Origin of the sequence: Leucobacter manosquensis, assembly GCF_018304845.1 — a bacterium.
In the GTDB taxonomy this organism is placed as follows: domain Bacteria; phylum Actinomycetota; class Actinomycetes; order Actinomycetales; family Microbacteriaceae; genus Leucobacter; species Leucobacter alluvii.
The window spans coordinates 2,426,174-2,448,328 of record NZ_JAFEVO010000001.1 but is presented as its reverse complement, the minus strand read 5'-3'; the positions used below and the strand labels follow the sequence as shown (position 1 = coordinate 2,448,328).

Sequence of the window (22,155 nt, the reverse complement as noted above, 5' to 3'; positions counted from 1 at the left end):
GCACCCATGACCGACCCCACCGCCCAGGCACTCATCGCCCGCTCGAACCGACTCGGCGCAGATAAGAAGAACACGAACTTCGCGGGCGGCAACACGTCGGCGAAGGGGTTCACCACCGATCCCGTGACCGGCGAAGACGTCGAACTCATGTGGGTCAAGGGCTCCGGCGGCGACCTCGGCACGCTCACCGCCGCCGGGCTCTCGGCGCTGCGCATCGACCGCCTCCGCGCACTCGTGAACGTCTACCCCGGCCTCGAGCGCGAAGACGAAATGGTCGCAGCCCTCGACTACTGCCTCCACGGCAAGGGCGGCGCGGCGCCGTCGATCGACACCGCAATGCACGGCCTCGTCGACGCGGCCCACGTCGACCACCTGCACCCCGACTCCGGCATCGCGATCGCGACCGCAGCCGACGGCGAAGCGCTCACCGCGAAGATCTTCGGCGACAAGGTCGTGTGGGTGCCCTGGCGCCGCCCCGGCTTCCAGCTCGGCCTCGACATCGCCGCCATCAAGGCGGAGCATCCCGAGGCGATCGGCTGCATCCTCGGCGGCCACGGCATCACGGCCTGGGGCGACACGAGCGAGGAGAGCGAGCGGAATTCGCTCTGGATCATCGACACCGCTGCCGCCTACATCGCCGAGCACGGCGCACCCGAACCCTTCGGCGGCGTCGTCGCCGGATTCGAGCCGCTGCCCGAGACCGAGCGCCGCGCCCGCGCAGCCCAGCTCGCGCCGGTGGTGCGGGGAATCGCGAGCACCGACAAGCCGATGGTCGGGCACTTCACTGACTCCGACGCCGTGCTCGACTTCCTGTCCCGCGAGAAGCTCGCCCCGCTCGCGGCGCTCGGCACAAGTTGCCCCGACCACTTCCTGCGCACAAAGGTGAAGCCGCTCGTACTCGATCTGCCGGCCACCGCCACGGCCGAGGATCAGATCAATCGCCTGCACGAACTGCACGCGGCGTACCGCGAGGACTACCGCGCCTACTACGAGGCGCACGCCGACGAGACGAGCCCCGCCATGCGCGGCGCCGATCCGCTCATCGTGCTCATCCCGGGCGTCGGCATGTTCAGCTACGGCGCGAACAAGCAGACCGCACGCGTCGCCGGCGAGTTCTACGTCAACGCCATCAACGTCATGCGCGGTGCCGAGTCGCTCTCCACCTACGCCCCCATCAGCGACGCAGAGAAGTTCCGCATCGAGTACTGGGCTCTCGAGGAGGCCAAACTCCAGCGCATGCCGAAACCGAAGTCGCACCAGGGCCGCATCGCCTTCGTCACCGGCGCCGCCTCCGGCATCGGGAAGGCGATCGCAACGCGCCTCGCCGCCGAGGGCGCGTGCGTCGTCGTGGCCGATCTCGACCTCGAGAAGGCGCAGGCCGCAGCAGCCGAGCTCGGGAATGCAGACGTCGCCATCGGCGTGGCAGCGAACGTCGCCGACGCGGCAGCCGTACAGGGCGCGATCGACGCCGCGGTGCTCGCATTCGGCGGCATCGACCTCGTCGTCAACAACGCCGGGCTCTCGCTCTCGAAGTCCCTGCTCGACACCACCGAAGCCGACTGGAACCTGCAGCACGACGTCATGGCGAAAGGCTCCTTCCTCGTCGCCCAGGCCGCCGCACGCGCCATGATCGCGCAGAAGCTCGGGGGCGACGTCATCTACATCTCCTCCAAGAACAGCGTCTTCGCCGGCCCGAACAACATCGCGTACTCCGCCACCAAGGCCGACCAGGCCCACCAGGTGCGGCTCCTCGCCGTCGAACTCGGCGAGCACGGCATCCGCGTCAACGGCATCAACCCCGACGGCGTCGTGCGCGGATCCGGGATCTTCGCAGCGGGGTGGGGCGCCAACCGCGCCGCGACCTACGGCGTCAAGGAAGAAGATCTCGGCCAATTCTACGCGAACCGCACCATCCTGAAGCGCGAGGTCGTGCCCGAGAACGTCGCCGACGCGGTCTACGTGCTCACCGGCCCCGAGCTGACGCGCACCACCGGTCTCCACATCCCCGTCGATTCCGGCGTCGCCGCGGCGTTCCTGCGATGAGCGACGCGGCTGCAGGATCGGCGGTCGGCGGCGCCGACGTCGGCGCTCCGGCCGCCGGTCGCGCCGTCGCAGCAGTCGACCTCGGGGCGACGAGCGGGCGCGTCATCGTCGGCCGCATCGAGCACGGCCCAGACGGTGCCGAACTGCGCACCCAGCACGTGGCGCGCTTCGCGAACGACCCCGTGCGCACGAGCGACGGCCTGCACTGGAACTTCCTCGAGCTCTACCACCAGGCGCTGCAGGGGCTCGCCGCCGCCGAGCGCAGCGCCCCTGGAAAGATCGCGTCGATCGGCATCGACTCGTGGGCGGTCGACTACGGCCTGCTGCGTCACGGCCGCCTGCTCGGCATCCCCTACCACTACCGCGATGCGCGCTGCGAAGCCGGCGTCGCAGCTGTGCACGCGCGCGTACCGGCCGAGCGCCTCTACGCCCGCAACGGCCTGCAGCATCTCACCTTCAACACGATCTTCCAGCTCGCCGCAGAAGACGGCCTGCTCGACGTGGCCGACCGCGCACTGCTCGTGCCGGACCTGTTGAACTACTGGCTCACCGGAGTGGAGGCCGCGGAGCGCAGCAACGCGTCGACCACCGGGCTGCTCGATCCGCGATCACGCGAATGGGATCTCGAACTCGCGGAAGAGGCGGGCATTCCCGCGCGCATCCTGCCGCAGCTCATCGAGGCGGGCACCCGCCTCGGGCCCGTCACCGGAGACGCGGCGAAGGTCATCGGCCGGGCGATCGACGTCGTCGCGGTCGCCTCGCACGACACGGCCTCCGCCGTCGCAGCGGTACCGGCCACGCGAGCCGACTTCGCCTACATCTCGTGCGGGACCTGGGGCCTCGTCGGCCTCGAACTCGACGCTCCCGTGCTCACCGACGCCGCCCGCCTCGCGAACTTCACCAACGAGGGCGGCATCGAGGGCACCACGCGCTTCCTGCACAACGTCATGGGCACATGGCTGTTCTCGGAGTCGCTGCGGCACTGGGAGCCCGGTGCGACGAACGCGCAGCGATCCAGCCTGCTCGGCGAACTGCTCGCCGACGCAGCATCGGTCACCGGCCCCATCCCCGTCTTCGACGCGAACGACCCCCAGTTCATGCCGCCCGGCGACCTGCCCGACCGCATCGTGCGCTGGTTCGAAGCACGCGGCGAACGCGCACCCGAGGGGCGGGCCGAGATCGTCCGCTCGATCACGGAGAGCCTCGCCGTGGCATTCGCCGACGCCGTGGAGACGGCGAGCCGACTGGCGGATCGCGAAGTCTCGACCATCCACGTCGTCGGCGGCGGCTCGCAGAACACCCTGCTCTGCCAGCGCCTCGCCGACCGATCCGGCCTCGAAGTGCTCGCCGGCCCCGTCGAAGCGACCGCGATGGGCAACCTGCTCATCCAGGCGCAGACGCTCGGCCTCATCGGCCCGGGCCTCGCCGAGCTGCGCGCCGTCGTGGCCCGATCCACCGCCCCCATCCGTTACACCCCCGCTTCGCGTTAGGTTTCAGTCATGGTTACCCGTCAACTCCCCAACCCCTCCGAACTTCTCGACCTCATGCAGTTCAAGCGCCCCGAGTTCGACGGCAAGAAGCGCCGCCTCGACTCCGCGCTCACCATCAACGACCTGCGCACCATCGCGAAGCGCCGCACTCCGAAAGCGGCGTTCGACTACACCGACGGCGCCGCAGAGGGCGAACTCTCCCTCGCCCGCGCGCGCCAGGCGTTCGAGGACGTCGAGTTCCACCCCGGCATCCTGAAGCCCGCCGCGAACGTCGACACCTCGGTGCAGGTCCTCGGCGGATCCTCCGCCCTGCCCTTCGGCATCGCCCCGACCGGGTTCACCCGCCTCATGCAGACCGAAGGCGAGACCGCAGGAGCCGGCGCCGCCGGAGCCGCGGGCATCCCGTTCACGCTCTCCACCCTCGGCACCACGTCGATCGAAGACGTGAAAGCGGCCAACCCCCACGGCCGCAACTGGTTCCAGCTGTATGTGATGAAGGATCGCGAGATCTCCTACGGCCTCGTGCGCCGTGCCGCGGAAGCCGGATTCGACACCCTGCAGTTCACCGTCGACACGCCCGTCGCCGGAGCTCGGCTGCGCGACAAGCGCAACGGATTCTCCATCCCGCCGCAGCTCACCCTCGGCACCATCGTGAACGCGATCCCCCGGCCGTGGTGGTGGGTCGATTTCCTCACCACCCCCAAGCTCGAATTCGCGTCACTCTCCACGACCGGCGGCACCGTCGGCGAGCTGCTCGACGCCGCGATGGATCCCACCATCAGCTACGAAGACCTCAAAGTGATCCGCGAGATGTGGCCCGGCAAGCTCGTCGTGAAGGGCGTGCAGACCGTCGAGGACGCGGCGAAGCTCATCGACCTCGGCGTCGACGGCATCATCCTGTCGAACCACGGCGGCCGCCAGCTCGACCGGGCGCCGATCCCGTTCCACCTCCTGCCGCAGGTCGTGCGCGAGGTCGGTCGCGACGCGACGGTGATGGTCGACACCGGCATCATGAACGGCGCCGACATCGTCGCATCGATCGCACTCGGGGCGAAGTTCACCCTCATCGGACGCGCCTACCTCTACGGGCTCATGGCCGGCGGGCGAGCCGGGGTCGATCGCACGATCGCGATCCTGCGCGACGAGATCGAGCGCACCATGAAGCTGCTCGGCGTCGCCTCGATCGCGGAGCTCGAGCCCGCCCACGTCACCCAGCTGCAGCGCCTCACACCGCTCGAGCACGGCGCCGCGGCCCGCGCCCGTGCTGGCGCGTAGCGCTGCGCTGCAGCGGCGGCGGCCGCGGCTGCGCCCCGCTGCGCTGCGGCCGCGGCGCCCCGCACTTCAACGAGCCGGGTCACTTTGGGAGCGTGTCGCATTTCTGGAGCGTGTCGACACGCTCCGAAAGTGACCCGGCTCGAACAACGGAAGCGATGGGGGCGGGGGAAAGGGGCGTGTTTAGCACCCTCCCCCGGGTGCAGCGGTTCTCCCCCCACATCCTGCCGGAGCGCTGAATCCGCGCCACATATCCACCAAGACTGATATTCGACTCAGGCATATTCCGCGCAGAGTGATGCTTGCACTATGTCACGGCGGCACACCATCAATGTTCCTCCCGGCGCCTATCGCTCCGTGGAGCTGATTCAGGCCGGAGTGCATTCGAAACGTCTCGGTGCAAACGATGTGCGCCGGATCGGGCGCGGGATCGTGCTGCACCCGAATTTCGAGTACGACGATTTCAGCTACCGCGACCGTTGCATCGCGGTGGGAATGACGCTCAGGCAGGAGTTCTTCCTGCCGCAACGCGCACCCCGGCACCGTCTCATCGACGGTCACCGAGTGAAGAGCGGGATACTCCAGTGGACCGAAAACCACGGCCTCACCCTTCCGTCCGCCAGTGATATCTGGTGCCAGCTCGGCCCGGTGACTACACTCGCCGGCCTCGTCGCCGCGGGAGATTTTCTGATCTCCGGCGCGCGAATCCGAGGCGCACCGGGCGGGCGGGCCGCACCACTCTGCTCGCTCGAGGAGCTCCGACATGCTCACCAGCGCCATCGGACCACGGTGGGCGGACCACTCCGCACGCGCGCACTCGCGCTACTCCGCGCGCCGGTCGATTCTCCTCCGGAGAGCTTTCTGCGAATTGCTATCATTCTTGCCGGCTTCGAGGAGCCGAAAGTGAATTGTCCTGTGCCGACGCGAGCACGGACGTTCCATGCCGATCTCGGCTACCCCGAACTGCGTATCGCGATTGAGTACGAAGGTCGATACCACTTCTCGAGCCCCGATCAAGCGCGGTTCGACTTGCAACGGCGCCGCAGCATGGTCGAAGCAGGTTGGACTGTTCTGCAAGTTCTCGACTCCGACGTCGACGACCCGCACAGCTTCTTCGTCGGCCTCGGCATGGCGATAGAAGCTGCGCGGGCACACCTCGGATAGGGAGACCAGCGTCGCCTGAGCGACCACCCATTTCTCCTCGGCGGGTCACTTTGGGAGCGTGTCATAGATCATTCCTGAGCGACACACTCCCAAAGTGACCCCGCTCGCAGATTGAGGCGCGGCAGCGCCGCAGCGCGGCAACGCGGCAGCGCGGCAGCGCCGCGCCGCTAGTGGTGCACGGGGTGGCGGCGCTCCAGCGCCGACCCCTCGACGTCGACGTTCGGGATGATGCGGTCGAGCCACTTCGGCAGCCACCAGGCGCCGCGCCCGACGAGATGCATCAGCGCGGGCACGAGCAGCATGCGCACGACGATCGCGTCGAGCAGCACGCCGAGCGCCAGGCCGAAGCCCATCGACTTGATCATCACCGAATCCGATGCGATGAACCCGCCGAATACGGCCACCATGATGATGGCTGCCGCGATGACGACAGTGCGACCGGCCCGGAATCCCTGCGCGACGGCGAGCTTCGCGGGCGCCCCGTGGGCGTAGGCCTCGCGCATGCCGGTCGCGAGGAAGAGCTGGTAGTCCATCGCGAGCCCGAACAGGATGCCGACGAGAATCACGGGCAGGAAGCTGAGGATCGGGCCGGGGTTGTGCACCCCGAGCCACTCGCCGAGCCAGCCCCACTGGAACACCGCGGTGACGGCCCCGTAGGTCGCGAAGAGCGACAGCACGAAGCCGCCGGTCGCGATGAGTGGCACGACGAGGGAGCGGAACACCATCACCATGATGAGGAAGGAGAGGCCGACGACGACGACGAGGTACAGCGGCAGCACCTCCTGCAGCCCTTCCGAGATGTCGATGTTGATGGCGGCCTGGCCGGCCACCCCGAGCGCGATCTCGCCGTCGACGGGCGGGAGTTCGCGCAGGTCGCGCACGAGGGTCTCGGTTGACAGACTGTTCGGCCCCTCGGCCGGCACGACCTGGAAGGCGGTGAGGCGATGGTCGTCCGAGACGGCAACCGGAGCGATCGCATCGATGTCGTCCATGGAGGCGAGCTCGCGTGCGACGGCGAGCTGCGCGTCGAGCACTCCGTCGTCGTCGAGCCCCTCGGGCAGATCTGCGGTGATGAGCAGCGGCCCGTTCGCGCCCTCGCCGAACGCCTCGTCGGTCAACGTGTACGCCTCGTACGCGGTCGAGCCTTCGGCCTCCGACCCGCCGTCGGGTAGACCGAGACGCATCGACATCGACGGGATCGCGATGACGAGCAGCACGACCGTGGCGACGACCGCCGTGACGACGGCGCGCAGGTTCGTCATGGGCTTCACGCCGCGATTCACATCGGGGGCGGTGCCCGGTTCGCCGGCCGCTGCGATCGAAGCCCGCGCACGGGCCTTCTTGCTCAGCAGGCGCGTGCCGGCGAGACCGAGCAGCGCCGGGGTGAGGGAGATCGCGATGAGCACTGCGACGGCGACGCTGACGGCGCCTGCCGTGCCCATGAGGCCGAGGAATGGGATGCCCGTGATGTTCAGCGCGAGCAGGGCGACGATCACGGTGGTGCCTGCGAACACGACCGCGTTGCCCGCGGTGCCGTTGGCGAGCCCGATCGATTCGACGACGCCGGCGCCCTGCAGCATCTGCTTGCGGTGCCGGTACAGGATGAAGAGGGAGTAGTCGATGCCGACGGCGAGGCCGAGCATCACTCCGAGGATCGGGGTGACCGAGGCCATCTGCGTCACGCCGGAGAACGCGAGCGTCGCCATGGCTCCGATGCCGACGCCGACGAGTGCGGTGACGATGGGGAAGGCGGCGGCGAGGATCGAGCCGAGCACGACGATGAGCACGATGGCCGCGATGACGACGCCGACCGCCTCGCCGACGCCGAGGATCTCGGGCACGCCCTGCGAGATGTCGGTGGAGATCGCGACCTGCACCCCGTCGACGGGCGTGCCTTCGAAATGCTCGACCACGGCGTCCTTCGTCTCCTGCGAGAGGTCGAGCCGGGGCTCCGTGAAGGAGACGTTCACGAGCGCGGTCGCCTCATCAGCCGATACGACGCCGATCTTCTCGGCGTAGGAGGCGAGCTCCGCGCCCTGTTCGAGCTTCGCCTGGTTCTCGTCGAGTTCGGCGATGCCGGCGTCGAGCTGCTCCTGCTGCGCGTCGAGCTCGGCGTTCCCGGCGTCGAGCTGCTGCTGCTGCGCTTCGAGCTGTGCGAGCTGGGGCGCTCGCGCTTCTTCTGGCATCTCGATCGCTGCCAGCTGGGCGCCGGCCGCGTCGAGTTGCGCCTGCCCCTCGGCGATCTGCGCGCGGGCGGCGTCGAGCTGCTGCTGACCGGCTTCGGCTTGCGCTCGCCCGTCTGCGATCTGCTGGCGTCCGTCGACAATCTGCTGCTGCTGCTCTTCGAGTTGCTGCTGGGCTTCGAACGGGTCGATGACGTCTGCCACGTCGGGCAGGTCTTTCGCTGCCTCGGCCAGCTCCGAGATGTCGGATCGCTGAGCGTCGGTGAGCGGCGCCCCGTCCTCGGAGTGGAACACGACCGTTCCCGAGGCGCCGCTGAAGTCGGGGAGTGATGCTTCGAGCTCCTCGAGCACCTCGCCGGAGGCGGTTCCGGGAACGTCGAAGCTGGAGCTCAGGCCCTTGAACCCGATGAGGAACCCGCCGACGGCGATGCCGAGGATGACGATCCACGCGAGAATCACCGTCCACGCGCGTTTCGCGGCGAAGGTTCCCAGTCGGTGCAGCAACTCGGCCATGCAATCTCCCCAGTTCGCGGCGGCCGCATCAGGCGGGCCGCCATCGTCGTCGACCAGCAGGGGCTAAGATAACACGGACCGTCTCGTCTTTACTGAATGGAGGTCACGTGGCAGCGTCATCCCGCAGCGGCCCGGTGCGCAGCGAGGCCGCGCGCCAGGCGATTCTGCAGGCAGCCGTCGAGATGCTCGCGGAACGCGGCTACGACCACCTCGCCATCGAGGGCATCGCCTCCCGCGCGGGCGTCGGCAAGCAGACGATCTACCGGTGGTGGAAGTCGAAGAGCGCGATCATCGCCGAGGCCCTGCTCGAGGGCATGATCCTCGCAGAACGGCTCGAGGTTCCCGACACAGGCGATGTGCGCCGGGATCTGACGGCGTGGCTGCGCGCCGTCGGCGATGTACTGCTCAGCCCGCAGGGTGAGAGCCTGGCGCGCTCGCTGATCGCCGCGGCGACCGACAACGCCGATGTCGGTCAGCGTCTGCGCGACGTGATCGCCGGATCGGGGTCGGGCGCCGTCTCGACGCGGCTCACGGCGGCGCTCGGAAGCGAACCGCACCTGCCGCCTGGCGCTCCGGTCGACGACATCTCCGAGGCGCTCGTCGGGGCTCTCCTGCTCCGCGCGCTGAGCCGCACCCCGCTCGACGATGACGCGATCGCGGCTCTCGTCACGGTCGCCGTGGGCCCGCCGAGCCCCTGAACCGCTACGCCGCCAGGCGCTTCGCGAGACGATGCTCGAGCCCGAGCCGCACGCCGGCCCACTCTGGCTCGGTGATCGAGAACACGACCGTGTCGCGCTGATACCCGGCGGCCGGCCGGAGGTGGGCGCGCAGGATGCCGTCCTGCTTCGCGCCGAGCCGGGCGATCGCTGCGCGCGATTGGTGATTGTTGTGGTCGGTGCGGAACTCGACGGCGCTGCACCCCCACACCTCGAATGCGTGCTGCAGCATCAGCAGCTTCGATTCGGGATTGGTGCCGGTTCCCTGCGCACTTGCGGCGTTCCAGGTCGACCCGATCTCGACGCGCGGCGTGAGCGCATCGATGTTCATGAAGGTCGTCATACCGATGATCGCGCCCGTGTCCGTGCGACGTGCGGTGAACGGGAGCATCGAACCCGCGTCCTGCAGCCTCAGGCGGCGCCGGATCTCGGTCTCCATCTCGTCGGGTGCCGGGATCGTGGTGTACCAGAGCTTCCACAGCTCACCGTCGGAGCTCGCCGCGGCGAGTCCCTCCAGGTGGTCGAGCGAGAGAGGGTCGAGCGTGACGAGAGAGCCGCTGAGCGTGCCCGGGTGATCGAGTGCCATATGCGTCATTCTGCACCGGCTGGTGCCTCTCGGCAATCAGCGGTGCGTCGCTGCGAACCGGACGTCGTGCGACACGGCGCGCTGCTCGGCGACTTCGGCGACTTCGGCGAGGATCGCGCGCGCCACCCGGTCGTGGATGCGGAACGGCAGCGAGTCGAGCCCTGGCCGGGTGAACGCTCCCCCGGTCGGTCCGGCGACGAACGGACCCAGCCCGAACTGTCTGGTTCGGCCGGGGATGCGTCCGCCTGGTCCGGTCTCGATCTGCCCCGTGGTCGATGCGCCGTCGGCGTCGGCGTCGGCGTCGGCCACGGTGAGCTCGGAGACGCGCTCAGACGCCACCAGCTGCCGCAGCAGGGGGTTGTCGCTGCGCGACGCTCGAGCTTCGGGCAGCCAGGCGTCGATCAGGGTGCTCGCGGTGATGCTCGCACTCGCTACCGCGGCCTCGCTCACCACGGCGGTGCCGGTCGCCGTGAACGCCCCGCCGTCTTCATCGGCGCTCACCTGCAGCTCGCCCCCGAGAAAGCGCACGACCCCGGCGTCGGCGAGGGCGAGGAGCTCTGCGAGCCGGTGGCCCGGAGGCCCGGAGGCGAGATAGCTGAATGTGGCATGCCAGCGGCGCGGGAGCAGCTGTGTGCGACTTCGAGCGTTCCACCGCTCGGGGGGAATCTCGGCGAGCGAGATGTAGACGTGCAGGCCGGTCATGAAGAGGGCCTGGGTGGCGCTGTGGCGCTGAGCGGTGCGGTGTCGCAGATCGGTGCTGACGTGCTCGACGACGCGGTGGTGCACGTCGCCGCTCGGCGTGCGCTCATCGGGACGACCGGGCGGCTGCGGCTCGCGGCCCGCTGGGGCGAAGGCGAGCGGACGCTCGAAGGCTTCGAGATCGAAGCGATCATCGCAGTCGGGCACATGCGTCGCGATGAGTTCGGCGAGTTCTGCTGAGGCGTAGCCGCCGTCGCGGGCGAGTGCCGCGCGCAGGAGCGGCCAGAACGCCGCCCAGTCGCCGACGACGCGCTCGGCGTGGCCGGTGAATAGCTCTCGGTAGTACCCGGTGATTAACTCGTTGGCGACGAGCGGCCAGACGTCGCGCTCGAAGTCGAGCGGCTCGTCGCGGTGCTCGACGGCAGCGCGAAACTCGGCCCCGACGTACTCGAGCACGGTGGCATCGCCGACCATGCGGCTCGTGATCTTCGACCGATAGGGCACACCGCGGCGCGAGCCGAGATGCAGCACCGGCTCGCGGCCGCTCGGGGCGTACTGCAATGCGCCGCGAGCGTTCTCGAAGAATCGGCCGCCGCGTCCGCTCGTGAGCATGACGATCAGGTCGATGGCGGCGAGCCCCATGCCCCGAACGATCACATCGGTACCCGCTCGGAGGTGGTCGAGGGAGAGGTCGGCGGTGAACGCGGGCGCCACGTACTCGAGCCCGTTCCGCCGGGCGAAACCGGCGAGGCGCTTCGACTCCGAGGAGGGCTCGGTGCCGTTGTGCCCGAGTGCGTAGACCAGGATGTCGGCGTCGAGTGCTGCGCCGGATGCGAGGTGCACGGATGACCGGTACGACTCGGAGTCCTGGTGATCCTCGACCGCGACAGCGATGTCTCGATGCCATTCGACCGTGAAGCGGTCGGACGCGCGACGCAGCGTCTCCTCGTACACCCATCCGAGGTAGGCGCTGTTCAGCCGTCGAGTGGGGAAGTCGCGCGCCTCGATCTCACGGATCTCCCGTTCGATGGCCTCGTCGGCCCATTCGGGCATCGGGATCTCGCCTGTGCGCACGCTCCGCACCCATTCGGCGAGCGAGAGCCCGGGGGTGACCGGCCCGTCGAGGGTGCAGGAGGGGTCGGTGAAGCAGGCGACGTCTTCGAGCATGGAGTTGAGTTTGAGCAGCGGCGACTGATCGCGCCGCCAGATGCGGCCGCCGCCCGGGTGGTGCGGATCGACGAGGTGCAGCTCGATCGGCAGCCCGGGGCGATCCCGCTCGTGGTTCGCGACGAGGCGCTCGAGCAGCATGATCGCCGCGGGGCCGGCCCCCACGCATACGACGACGACCGGATCCGCTCCGCCGGTCTCCCACCCGTCGCTCACGGCTTCGGCAGCCCGGGCGGATTGATGAGCGACTCGGCGATCGCCTCGTCCTCCTGCCCCCAGCGCTCGAGCACCGCGTCGTACTGCCCGTTCTCGATGAGGGACGCGAAGACGAGCTGCACCGGTTCGACGAGCCCGCTGCCCTTCGCGGTCACAGCGCCGATCTGCCCGTCGACGGGATAGGCACTGTTGAACGCGCCGACGATGCGCGTGTCTCCGAGCGTCTGCTCCCGGAAGGCGGCCAGCGCGTAGGGCTCGATGCTCGCGTCGGCGCGGCCCGAGGTGAGCGCGAGCAGCCCCGCTGCCGAGTCGTCGTAGTAGACGGCTTCGCCGGGGTCGATGCCCGCCTCCTCGTTCTGGGCGAACCAGTCGAGCAGGTACTGCTCCTGGTTCGTCCCACTGCCCACGATCACCTTGATCCCGGAGACGTCGGCCGGCTCCGCGATCTCGGTCACCTCGGAGTCCCCCGCCACGGTGAACGCCATGACGGCGTCGCGATAGGTGGCGAAGTCGAAGAGCTCCTTCCGCTCCTCGGTCACGCCGATGTTGATGAGGGCGAGGTCGTACTTGCCCGATTCGACGCCGAGCGGCCAATCGGCCCACGCGACGTTCTCGGGCGCGTATGCGAGATCGAGCCCCTCGGCGAGCAGGGATCCGAAATCGGGATCGCTGCCGATGATGGTCTGCGCGTCGTCCTCTGCGAAGAAGGAGGTGGGCGGGGATCCCGCGCCGAGAATCGCGACGGTGAGCTTCCCCGCCTGCACCGGCTCGAAGCCGCTGGCGGCGAGGGCCTCGACGGCCTGCGGAACAGGGTCCGTGTGCGGGCGGGTGTCGAGGTTCGAGGTGGTGAGATCGAAGGCGGCTTCGGAAGCAGGTGCGGTCGATTCGGTGCTCGTGCCCCTGCGCTGCTCATCGTCGGTCACGAGCGCCGAGCATGCGGTGAGGGCGCAGGCGGTCGCTGCGAGCGCGGCGAGCAGGGCTGCAGCGCGCCGGAGGGAACGGTGGTGCTGCGGGGAACGGTGGCGACTGGCGGTCATGTGATCTCCATCGGATGCGGCGCGGCGGGATCGCGGCACCGAGTGCTGGGTGCGGAAACGGGAGCGTCGCTCGGTCACGGGCGCGGCAGGCCGGGAGGGTTGACGAGAGACTCGGCGACGGCCTCGTCCGAGAGGTCCCAGCGTTCGAGGGCTTTCGCGTACGTGCCGTCCTCGATGATCGCGTTCAGCACGATCGAGACGGGTTCGATGAGCCCGTTGTCGCGAGCCGTGGTCACGCCGATCTGAGCGTTCTCGGGAAACCCTCCGTTGAGCGTGCCGACGACCTTCGACTCACCGCTCACCGCGGCGACGTAGGACGCGGTCGGATTCGGCCCGAAAATGGCGTCGACCCGACCGGATACGAGCGCCAGCTGGCCTGCGGCGTTGTCGTCGTAGTACACGGCTTCGCCCGGTTCGAGTCCGTTCCGCTCGTTCTCCGCGAACCAGTCGAGCAGAATCTTCTCCTGGTTCGTCCCGCTGCCGACCACGACGGTGAGTCCGGCGACATCCTTCGCCTCGGCGATCTCCTCGATCTCGCTGTCGGCGGCGACGGAGAACGCGAGCACGTCGTTGCGGTGCGTCGCGAAGTCGAACAGGTCTTTCCGCTCTTCGGTGACGGTCACGTTCGAGACGACGACGTCGTACTTGCCCGACTCGACGCCGAGCGGCCAGTCCGCCCACGCGACGTTCTCGGGCGCGTACTCGAGCCCGAGCCCGTCGGCGACGAGGTTCGCGATGTCGGGCTCGATGCCGAGGAGGGTCGCGTTGTCGTCCTCGGCCAGGAATCCGAGTGGTGCCTCGTACGCGGAATGAGCGACGGTCAGCTTGCCCTCCTGGATCGGATCGAACCCGCTCGCCTCCAGTGCGGCAACCGCCGCTGGCACGGGATCGATGCGCAGGCGCTCGTCGACGCTCGCGCTGGTCAGGTCGAATGGGGAGTCGCCGGCGGGCGCTGCATCTGCCGCGCTGCCGGGAGCGGCGTTCGCCTGCTCCTCCTCCGTCACGACCGCACCGCAGGAGGTGAGGCCGGCGAGCGCGAGCACGGCGAGCGAGACGAGCGCGACGCGGGAGCGGAGGCGCGACGCGGGAGCGGAAGGTGTGGGGATCGTGGGCATGGGTGACGTCCTTCGTGATGGTGATGCGGTGGATGCAGAGCGGATGAGCGGATGAGCGGCGACGGCGTCGCGGCGGCCGGGTCGTTGTGAGCGGGCTCGAGTCAGATGACCCAGTCGAGGAACTACTGCGTGCGCGCCTGCTCGGGTGCCCGCAGCACCTGCTGCGGACTGCCCGCCTCGATGATGCGACCCGCGTCGAGGAATACGACATGGTCGGAGACCTCTGCGGCGAATCCGATCTCGTGGGTGACGATGATGAGTGTGGTGCCGCTGTGGGCGAGGTCCCGGATCACACGGAGCACCTCGGCCACCAGTTCCGGGTCGAGCGCGCTGGTGGGCTCGTCGAACAGCAGCACGTCGGGCTCGAGCGCCAGCGCACGGGCGATCGCCACGCGCTGCTGCTGGCCGCCCGAGAGCTGGCGAGGATAGTGATCGGCGTGATCCGCGAGCCCCACGCGCTGGAGCAGCACCTCGGCCTGCGCGATCGCCTCACGCCGCCCGGCCCGCTTCAGACCGATGGGGGCTTCGATGATGTTCTCGAGCGCGGTGAGGTGCGGAAAGAGGTTGAAGTTCTGGAACACCATGCCGACGCGGGTGCGGCGCTCGAGCACGTATTTCTCGTGGAGCTCGTGCAGCTTGCCGCCGCGCCGCTCGTACCCGATGTACTCGCCGTCGATGGTGATGGCGCCCCCGTCGATCGTCTCGAGGTGGTTGATCGCTCGCAGCAGCGTCGATTTGCCCGAGCCGGAGGGACCGAGCAGGCTCACCACCTGCCCGGGTTCGACGCGGAGGGAGATGTCGTGCAGCACCTCATTGGCTCCATACGACTTGTGGACGCCGCTGATCTCGACGAGGCCGCTCCGTTCGGAAGGGGCCGCCGACGAGGCTTCGGTGGTGAGAGTCATGCGATGCTCCTACTGGGCGTGCGCGGTGATCGCCGCGACGGAGTGGGTGGACACGGGGCCGGTCGTCGCGATGGTCCGACCGTTTCGAGCGGCGCGCTCGCGAGGGCCGTGGGATCGGCCGCCCGAGAGCGCCGTGATCGTGCGGCGCAGGCGCTGCAGCGGGGTCGGGGGCAGTTCTCGGGCGGTGCCTCGGGAGAACCGACGCTCGATGTAGTACTGCACAATGCTGAGCACCGTGGTGAAGATCGTGTACCAGACCGCGGCGACGAGCAGCAGCGGCACCACCTGCTGGTTGCGGTTGTAGATGACTTGGACCGTGTAGAAGAGTTCTGGCAGGGCGACGACGAAGACGACCGATGTTCCCTTGAGCAGGCCGATCACCTCGTTGAAGGCGTTCGGGAGGATCGCTCGCGCCGCCTGGGGCAGCACGATGCGGAAGAAACGACGAGCACGCGGGATGCCGAGCGCGCGTGCCGCTTCGAGCTGGCCCTGATCGACGGAGAGGAGCCCGCCGCGGATGATCTCCGCCGAGTAGGCCGCCTGGTGCAGCGAGAGACCGAGGATCGCCGCGACTGATCCCGACAGCAGCCGCACGGTGTCGAACTCGACGACGAAGAAGTCGTATGTGAACGGCCAGCCGATGCCGAGCGTCGGGAACAGGTACCCGAGGTTGTACCAGATGACCAGTTGCACGACCAGCGGAACCGAGCGGAAGAACCAGATGAACCCCCAGGCGAACGAGCTCAGCAGCGCAGATCCCGAGAGCCTGCCGAGGGCGAGGATCCCGCCGAGCGCGAAGCCGACGACGGCGGAGACGGCGGTGAGCCAGAGGGTGAGCCAGAGGCCGCGCAGCACGGCGTCGTTGAAGAAGTACTCGGCGAAGACGCTCCACCGCCATTGGGGGTTGGAGAAGAACGTCCAGATGAGCTGCGCGAGCAGGAACACGGCGACAGCGCTGAACGCCCAGCGCCACCAGTGGCGCAGCGGTACGACGTCGAGCTGGTGCGGCTGCGCAGCGCGGTCCGCCGCCTCGGTCGTCGGGGTCTCGAGTGTTGCGGTCATGATGGGTCCTTCTGCGCGGTGGGAGTGAGTGGTGCCGGTGCGATCCCGGTGATGCCCTGCGCCACGGGCGCCGCTCGGCCGACGATCGGCGGAAGCGTCTTCTCGAATGCGTGGATGTCGATCGTCGCTGCGTCGAGCGCCTGGTCGAAGAGCGGTGTGTACCCGGCCCTGAGGTAGAGCGCGACCGCCTCGGGCTGGCGCGGCCCCGTCGTGAGCGTGACCCGCTGATAGCCGAGGCGACCCGCCTCCTGCTCGAGCGCGCTCAGCACGCGCCGCGCGAGCCCGCGCCCGCGGAGGTCCGTACGGGTCCACACGCGCTTGAACTCCGCCGTGCGCTCGTCGTATCGCATGCACGCACCGCCGGAGACGGGCTCGCCATCGAGCAGCAGCACGATGAACGCACCGTTCGGGGCCGCGAAGGCGTCGAGCGGGTACCGATTCATCTCGACCGCCGCAGGCTCGCCGAACACCTCGACGCCGTACCGCGCGTCGTACTCGCGCTCCAGGTCGGCGAGCAGCGGCTGGGCGAGCGGATCCGACGGGTGCACGATGCGCACTTCGAATGCCTCGCGATCCGCCGTCGCGCCCCCAGCCGCCGAGGTCGCGAGCGACGGAGGAGCCGCGGTCATGCCGCGACCTCGTCCCGGCGCACCGGTGCCGCCGCCGCGGGAGGCTGTGGCAATCCGAGCGTGCGCCGCAGGGTGACGGGCGCACCGGTCTCGGCGTCGGTCTCGTACCGGTCGCGGAGCACGCCGCGCTCCTGCAGCACGGGCACGACTCGGTCGACGAACGGGTCGAGGCCGCCCGGAGTCAGGTGCGGCACGAGCACGAACCCGTCGGATGCGCGCCCCTGCACGTAGCGGTCGATCTCCGCCGCGATCGTCTCGGGCGAACCGACGAAGGTATGAGACGCTGTCTCGGCGGCGACCAGCTGTCGGAGCGTCAGCCCCTCGGTCGCCGCCCGATCCCGCAGGGCCGCGGCGCGGGCGACGCGATCCTCGACTCTCGTGGAGACCTGACCGAGGCGCTGATCGCCCTCCGCGGGTTCGACCGACGGAAGCGGTCCGTCTGGGTCGAGCCCGGGGAGCTCTCGACCCCAGATCGCCTCGATCCAGGCGACCGCGGTCTGAGGAGACGTCTGCGCGAAGCCGATCTCCCGAGAGACCTCCCGAGCGTCGGCATCGCTGTCGCCGATCGCGAACGTCGCCGCGGGCAGAATCAGCAGCGAGTCCTCCGTGCGCCCCGACGCCGGCAGTCGACCCTTCACATCGCGGTAGAACGCCTGACCCTCGTCGAACCCGGTGTGCCGGGAGAAGATGATCTCGGCGTTGGCCGCCGCGAAGTCACGGCCGGCCGGGGAGTCTCCGGCCTGCACGATCACGGGGAAGCCCTGCGGGCTCCGCGGCACGGTGCTCGTCGCGGAGACGTCGAACTGCCGGCCGCGGTGGGCGACCTCGTGCACGCGGTGCGGGTCGACGAAGCGCCCCGCCGCTCGGTCGGCGAGCACGGCGCCCGGCTCCCACGACTCCCACAGGCGCTTGGCGAGTGCGACGAACTCCTCAGCTCGGGTGTAGCGCTCGTCGTACGGGAGATACCCGCCGCGGCGGAAGTTCGCCCCGTGGAAGGCGTCGGACGAGGTGACGACGTTCCATCCGACCCTGCCGCCGGAGAGATGGTCGATGGTGGCGAGCTGCCGCGCGAGCTCATAGGGCTCGTTGAACGTGCTGGAGAGGGTGCCGACGACCCCGATGCTCCGCGTCACCGATGCCATCGCGGCCAGGATCGCGAGGGTCGCGGGTCTGCCGGCGACATCGAGATCGTGGATCTCGCCGCCGTGCTCGCGCAGGCGGAGCCCTTCGGCCAGGAAGACGTAGTCGAACAGCCCGCGCTCCGCCGTCTGCGCGAAATGCTGGAACGAGGCGAAGTCGATCTGGCTGCCGGAGGCGGGGTCGCTCCACACCGTCGTGCTGTTGACGCCGGGAAAATGGGCGACGAGTCGTGCCTGTCGTGCGCTCATGCTGCGACCTCCTGTGCGGTGCGCTCTCGTTCGTATCGGTTCGGGGCGGGGGCGAGCCCGAATCGCTCGCGGAGGGAGACCGTCTCCTGCGTCTCCGGGCTCGCGAGTCCCCGCGCCCGCAGGAGCGGCAGCAGTTCTGCGGCGATGAGCTGCAGGTCGAGCGGCAGTGCTGCGGGTCGGAGGCGCACTCCGTCGATGCCTGCGGCGCGCCATCGGGCGATGGTCTCGGCGATGTGCGTCGGGGGGCCGCTCTCGATGCGCGCGTCGCTTTTGAACGGGGCTCCGGCGAGATCGTCGAGACGTGCGATGCGATGCGCGCCCGGTTCAGCAGGGGTGTCGAGCGCCACGACGAGGTCTGCGACGACGCGCAACGGCGGCAACCCGAGCGTCGCACGATCGACCGCCGCTTCGGCCGCGCGCACCTCGGCGACGATCTCGGCGACGTCTGTGCCGGACGATGCGCCCGCCGGGCGTGCGTCGTGCTCGGGTGTGACGAATACGACATCGGCCGCCCGCGCTGCGAGCTCGTACACCGGCGTGGCGTGCGCCAGCAGCGTGACCACGATCTGACCCTGCGGCGAGCGCGGCACGATCGAAGGGCCGACGACCGAGAACTCCTCGCCGACGAAGTTGATGCGGTGCACGCGGTCGCGGTCCAGGTACCGGCCCGTCGATGCGTCGCGGATGACCGCGTCGGCCTCCCAGCTGTCCCAGAGCCGCCGCGCGACCTCCGCGGCATCGGCCGCACCGGACACGAGCTCTGCCAGCCCGGCGTCCCGCTCTCCGGCGAGGACCGCTGCGGTGTCGACGCGGGGCGCTGGCCTGCGTCCGAAGGCTGCAGCCGATTCCGGGTCGGCTGAGATGCGCAGTTGCCACCCGGCGCGGCCCGCCGAGATGTGGTCGAGCGTTTGCAGCGCAGTCGCAACGTGGAACGGTTCGGTGTGCGTCGTGGTCACCGTCGGGATGAGCCCGATCCGGTGCGTGCGCGCTGCGATCCAGCTCGCCGTGAGCAGCGCGTCGAGACGCCCCTGGACGACGGTGGGATCGACGTGCGCCGGGGATCCGGTCGCCGGCTGCACCCGCAGCTCGTCTGCGAACGTGACGTAGTCGGCTCCGGCGGCTTCGGCGATGCCGACCAGCTGCTCCCAGTAGGCGGCGGAGAAGAGCTCGTCGGATCGCGCCCTGCCGTCGCGCCAGGCGGCGGGGTGCCAACCGGCGCCGTCGAGCGCGATGCCGACGGTGAAGGGTGCCCCAGTTTGATTGGGTTCGGTTATGGAAGACATGCGGTGAGCTTATGGCGCGAAATCGCGATCGGGGAAGGAACATGACGAACGATGACCATTACGCACTGTTGCGCTGCACTCGCCGAGCGACGTGAAGACCGACCTACACTGAGCAGCAGCTCCCGGGATGAGATCCCGAGGCGACTCCGCGACATCTCACCGCGGATCACGACCGCCCGCCCATAGCAGCGGTGGTGCCGCGCGGCCCCGCCCGCTCCGCCGCGCAGCCGCGCCTCGGCACAGGCCGTTCGCGCGCCGCTGCCCTCCCGAAGGGAACGATGTGTCCACCCTCTCCGTCATCGTCGGCAACCCGAAGCCGCACTCGCGCACCCGGCAACTCGCCGAAGCCCTCGCATCACGCATCGCCGCCCGCACCGGCGCCGACACCCTGCCCACCGTCGATCTGATCGAACACGCGACCGACCTCTTCGCCTGGCCAGCAGCGCGCGTCGACGCCATCAGCGCCCAGCTGCGCGCCTCCGACTACGCGATCATCGCCACACCGACCTACAAGGCCAGCTACACGGGGCTCCTGAAGGCATTCCTCGACCGCTACCCGGCGAACGCGCTCCGGGGCGTCACGGCCGTCCCGGTCTTCACCACCGCCTCCGATGAGCACGCGCTCGCCGTCGAATTCACACTCCGCCCCCTGCTGGTGGAGCTCGGAGCGAGTGTGCCGACGCGCGGGCTCGCGTTCCCGACGCCGCACTTCGATCGCCGCGACGTGATTCTCGACGCCTGGCTGGAGTCGGAGGGCCGGTGGCTGCCTTCCGCACCGGCACGATCGGAGGTCGACGCATGAGCTCTGCGACCACTTCCGCGCTCATCCCCGCCGCGCCCGCCTCCGCCTCACCTCCCCCGCCGCACCATTCGGCCAGCGTGAGTTCCGCGATGCCATGGGCGCCTTCGCCTCCGGCATCACCGTCATCACGACCCAGAGCGCCGAGGGCCCGGTCGGCTTCACGTGCCAATCATTCACCAGCGTGTCCATTGACCCGCCGCTCATCTCCTTCTCCATCGCGCGAACCTCGAGGAGCCTCACTGCGGTGCGCGCGCACGGCAGTCTCGTCGTGAACGTCCTGGGCGCGCAGCAACGGGACTTGAGCGGGCAGTTCGCGCGCTCGGGGACCGACAAATGGGCGGGCGTCGAGTGGGCCCCGTCTGAGATCAATGGCGCGCCGGTGCTCGCGGGCGCTCTCGGCTGGGTCGCGGGAGCCGTCGAGCAGGAGATCGAAGCCGGTGATCACCTGATCTTCCTCGTCGCCGTCTCCGGGATCTCGACCGGGGTCGAGAGCGACCCTCTGCTCTTCTACCGGGGCGCCTACCACGAGCTCGCCCGACAGGCCTGAGGCGGCGGGGTTAGCGCCTCAGCTTCTGGTCAGGGTGCCGATCTCAGCGCCCGGATCGTCGAACACCGTCAGCGTGTTCCCGCTCACCGAAGCCGTGTCGAGACGGTCGAGCCACGACGTGAAACCGCTGCATGCCATCTGGGTGATCGCGACGTCGTCGAACTCGATCTCCGCATCGTCGGCCTCCCACCGGCCGGCGAGACGATTGCAGCCGTCGGTGCCCGAGAAGGTGCCGTCGTCGACGAACGTCAGCTCCGGAGCGGCATCTCCCTCGGCCTGCCCCGCCCACGTTCCGAGCACTTCGGAGGCGAGGGCGGAATCAGCTGCATCGTCGCGGGCATCAGGAGCGTCGGGAGCATCGGGGGTGTTCAGGCTCGGCACGCATCCGGTGAGGAGGACCAGCAGCACCCCTGCCACCGCGGTTCCGCCTGCGCACCGGGCGGCACGTCTTCGCATCGACACGGGGACTCCCCTCACTCGGCATTCCGGCACTCCCGTGCGAGCACCTCGATGGGCTCCAGCGTACGTCGCGGTCCCGACTCGCTCAAGGCCGGCGAACGGGGCCTCGCGGCTCGCCGCGGCGCCTCGGGCAGCGCACCGGTCAGCGCGACGCCCCGACGCGCGCGGCGATTCCCGCGAGCAGCAGATCGAGCCCGCGGTCGAACAGTCGTCGATTGCGTTCGGCACCCGCTGGGTGATTCGCGAGCAACCCGCTGAGCACCTCACCGGCGCTCGCGGCATCGAGGATCGAGTCGGGTGAGAGCGTGTCGAGCGCCGCTCCGAAGGTGAAGGCGTCGATCACCTCGATCGTGGTGAGCAGCTCGCCCGCTGGGAGGCCCGCTTCGGCGAGCGCGTCGGCGAGCGCGTTGTAGAAGCGCATCACATCCGGCTCGTCGATGACCGAGGTGACCATGTACTGGAGCACCCGCGGATGATCGGCGTACATGCGCCAGGTGCGCTCCACCTCGAGGCGAATGCGCTGCTCCCAACCAGACCCCTCAGGCACGTCCACGAGGTACCGGGGCACGAGCACTTCGCGCATCGCCCTGATCACGCCGTCGCGACCGTCGACGTGGTGATACAGCGACGACACGCTCACCCCGAGCCTCTTCGCGAGCGGCACCAGCTGGAGTTCGCGACCGGATTCGGCGAGCTCGATCGCTGCGCGCCCGATGATCTCCCGGCTGAGTCGTGCGGTCTTCGGTCGCGCCACGTCTCCCTCTCCCATCGCCGCGCAATGCCGGTGCACTGCAGGTCCGTATTGACAGATCCTCCCACACGGGGAGAACATGGTTGCGGTTAAACCGAAACCAATTCGGTTAACGCATCCACCCGGCG

General features: G+C 69.3%; 19 protein-coding genes. 7 read left to right on the top strand and 12 right to left on the bottom strand.

The features are described 5' to 3' along the window. The first annotated feature begins 6 nt into the window (after positions 1 to 6). The 4 genes from JSQ98_RS11410 to JSQ98_RS11395 all read left to right on the top strand — a co-directional run bounded on the left by JSQ98_RS11410 (position 7) and on the right by JSQ98_RS11395 (position 5,969). Entirely contained in the window at positions 7 to 2,043 is a 2,037-nt protein-coding gene (locus tag JSQ98_RS11410; RefSeq protein ID WP_211649795.1) for a bifunctional aldolase/short-chain dehydrogenase, read from the top strand. After that, complete coding sequence (locus JSQ98_RS11405; protein ID WP_211649794.1) at positions 2,040 to 3,533, top strand: rhamnulokinase; 1,494 nt, start codon at positions 2,040 to 2,042, stop codon at positions 3,531 to 3,533. The genes JSQ98_RS11410 and JSQ98_RS11405 overlap by 4 nt, the downstream gene beginning before the upstream one ends. A 9-nt stretch (positions 3,534 to 3,542) precedes the next feature. Further along, positions 3,543 to 4,808: an alpha-hydroxy acid oxidase gene (locus tag JSQ98_RS11400; RefSeq protein ID WP_211649793.1), complete on the top strand. Its 1,266-nt coding sequence runs from the start codon at positions 3,543 to 3,545 to the stop codon at positions 4,806 to 4,808. Between the two features lie 306 nt (positions 4,809 to 5,114). After that, entirely contained in the window at positions 5,115 to 5,969 is an 855-nt protein-coding gene (locus JSQ98_RS11395; protein ID WP_211649791.1) for a hypothetical protein, read from the top strand. A 167-nt stretch (positions 5,970 to 6,136) separates the two neighbouring features. Here the strand turns inward: JSQ98_RS11395 and JSQ98_RS11390 are convergent, their stop codons facing one another. Next, positions 6,137 to 8,665, bottom strand: a complete 2,529-nt coding sequence (locus tag JSQ98_RS11390; protein ID WP_211649789.1) for an MMPL family transporter — start codon at positions 8,663 to 8,665, stop codon at positions 6,137 to 6,139. 107 nt (positions 8,666 to 8,772) lie between these two features. Between JSQ98_RS11390 and JSQ98_RS11385 the strand changes: the two genes are divergently transcribed. After that, complete coding sequence (locus tag JSQ98_RS11385) at positions 8,773 to 9,363, top strand: TetR/AcrR family transcriptional regulator C-terminal ligand-binding domain-containing protein (RefSeq protein WP_090146034.1); 591 nt, start codon at positions 8,773 to 8,775, stop codon at positions 9,361 to 9,363. A 4-nt stretch (positions 9,364 to 9,367) separates the two neighbouring features. Here the strand turns inward: JSQ98_RS11385 and JSQ98_RS11380 are convergent, their stop codons facing one another. The 9 genes from JSQ98_RS11380 to JSQ98_RS11340 form a co-directional block, all read right to left on the bottom strand. After that, positions 9,368 to 9,967: a GNAT family N-acetyltransferase gene (locus JSQ98_RS11380; RefSeq protein ID WP_090146032.1), complete on the bottom strand. Its 600-nt coding sequence runs from the start codon at positions 9,965 to 9,967 to the stop codon at positions 9,368 to 9,370. Positions 9,968 to 10,003: 36 nt separating this feature from the next. After that, on the bottom strand, positions 10,004 to 12,049 hold the full coding sequence (locus JSQ98_RS11375; protein ID WP_211649787.1) for an FAD/NAD(P)-binding protein: 2,046 nt from the start codon (positions 12,047 to 12,049) through the stop codon (positions 10,004 to 10,006). Further along, positions 12,046 to 13,086, bottom strand: coding sequence for a transporter substrate-binding domain-containing protein (locus tag JSQ98_RS11370; RefSeq protein WP_211649785.1), 1,041 nt, complete (start codon positions 13,084 to 13,086; stop codon positions 12,046 to 12,048). Before JSQ98_RS11370 ends, JSQ98_RS11375 begins: the two co-directional genes overlap by 4 nt. A 74-nt stretch (positions 13,087 to 13,160) precedes the next feature. After that, positions 13,161 to 14,201: an ABC transporter substrate-binding protein gene (locus JSQ98_RS11365; RefSeq protein ID WP_211649783.1), complete on the bottom strand. Its 1,041-nt coding sequence runs from the start codon at positions 14,199 to 14,201 to the stop codon at positions 13,161 to 13,163. A 122-nt stretch (positions 14,202 to 14,323) separates the two neighbouring features. Further along, positions 14,324 to 15,106, bottom strand: a complete 783-nt coding sequence (locus JSQ98_RS11360) for an amino acid ABC transporter ATP-binding protein (RefSeq protein ID WP_211649781.1) — start codon at positions 15,104 to 15,106, stop codon at positions 14,324 to 14,326. Positions 15,107 to 15,115: 9 nt separating this feature from the next. Next, positions 15,116 to 16,168: an amino acid ABC transporter permease gene (locus JSQ98_RS11355; protein ID WP_211649779.1), complete on the bottom strand. Its 1,053-nt coding sequence runs from the start codon at positions 16,166 to 16,168 to the stop codon at positions 15,116 to 15,118. Beyond that, entirely contained in the window at positions 16,165 to 16,797 is a 633-nt protein-coding gene (locus tag JSQ98_RS11350; RefSeq protein WP_211649777.1) for a GNAT family N-acetyltransferase, read from the bottom strand. The genes JSQ98_RS11355 and JSQ98_RS11350 overlap by 4 nt, the downstream gene beginning before the upstream one ends. Continuing rightward, on the bottom strand, positions 16,794 to 18,185 hold the full coding sequence (locus JSQ98_RS11345) for an NtaA/DmoA family FMN-dependent monooxygenase (RefSeq protein ID WP_211649776.1): 1,392 nt from the start codon (positions 18,183 to 18,185) through the stop codon (positions 16,794 to 16,796). The genes JSQ98_RS11350 and JSQ98_RS11345 overlap by 4 nt, the downstream gene beginning before the upstream one ends. After that, on the bottom strand, positions 18,182 to 19,468 hold the full coding sequence (locus tag JSQ98_RS11340; protein WP_211649775.1) for an LLM class flavin-dependent oxidoreductase: 1,287 nt from the start codon (positions 19,466 to 19,468) through the stop codon (positions 18,182 to 18,184). The genes JSQ98_RS11345 and JSQ98_RS11340 overlap by 4 nt, the downstream gene beginning before the upstream one ends. Positions 19,469 to 19,748: 280 nt before the next feature. Here JSQ98_RS11340 and JSQ98_RS11335 point away from each other — a divergent pair, with 280 nt between their 5' ends. Together JSQ98_RS11335 and JSQ98_RS11330 are read left to right on the top strand one after the other, a co-directional pair. Beyond that, the gene (locus tag JSQ98_RS11335) at positions 19,749 to 20,270 is read left to right on the top strand and encodes an NADPH-dependent FMN reductase (RefSeq protein WP_211649774.1); all 522 of its coding nucleotides are present in this window, start codon (positions 19,749 to 19,751) and stop codon (positions 20,268 to 20,270) included. Between the two features lie 94 nt (positions 20,271 to 20,364). Next, a complete protein-coding gene (locus tag JSQ98_RS11330; RefSeq protein WP_211649773.1) occupies positions 20,365 to 20,817 on the top strand; it encodes a flavin reductase family protein in 453 nt (150 codons plus the stop codon). A gap of 18 nt (positions 20,818 to 20,835) precedes the next feature. Here JSQ98_RS11330 and JSQ98_RS11325 read toward each other — a convergent pair whose 3' ends face one another. Both JSQ98_RS11325 and JSQ98_RS15110 read right to left on the bottom strand, forming a co-directional pair. Then, positions 20,836 to 21,273 (bottom strand): META domain-containing protein, encoded by a 438-nt coding sequence (locus tag JSQ98_RS11325; RefSeq protein ID WP_249291163.1) that lies wholly within the window; start codon positions 21,271 to 21,273, stop codon positions 20,836 to 20,838. A 145-nt stretch (positions 21,274 to 21,418) separates the two neighbouring features. After that, positions 21,419 to 22,030, bottom strand: coding sequence for a TetR/AcrR family transcriptional regulator C-terminal domain-containing protein (locus JSQ98_RS15110; RefSeq protein ID WP_211649771.1), 612 nt, complete (start codon positions 22,028 to 22,030; stop codon positions 21,419 to 21,421). Between the last annotated feature and the right edge of the window lie 125 nt (positions 22,031 to 22,155).